We start from the raw sequence: 356 nt of genomic DNA, 5'->3' as shown, positions 1-356 counted from the left end.
GCCGCCGAGCCAGCCGGTGACGTCCACCACTTCACCGATGAAATAGAGCCCCGGCACCTGCTTCGCCTCCATCGTCTTCGCATCGAGCGCATCGGTCGACACGCCGCCTAGCGTGACCTCCGCCGTGCGATACCCTTCCGAGCTGACCGGCCGCACCTGCCAGCGATGGATCTGATCGTCGAGCTTGGCGAGGTCCTTGTTCGATTGCTCGGCCAGCCGCCCCGATAGCTTCGCCTCCGCCACCACGAAATGCGCGAGCTTCTCGGGCAGATGCCGCGCGAGCGCATTGTGCAGCGCCTGCCGGCCCGCCGCGTCGCGCTGCTCCGACAGCGCCGCCGCGATGTCATTGCCCGGCG

At 68.5% G+C, this 356-nt stretch carries 1 protein-coding gene; it reads right to left on the bottom strand.

The features are described 5' to 3' along the window. A partial coding sequence (locus B3D39_RS03740) for an NAD(P)/FAD-dependent oxidoreductase (protein ID WP_286789396.1) occupies positions 1–356 on the bottom strand: 356 nt, incomplete at both ends.

This window comes from Thioclava sp. UBA3469, assembly GCF_002378135.1.
Taxonomy (GTDB): Bacteria; Pseudomonadota; Alphaproteobacteria; order Rhodobacterales; family Rhodobacteraceae; genus Thioclava; species Thioclava sediminum.
This window is presented reverse-complemented; position numbering and strand designations above follow the sequence as displayed.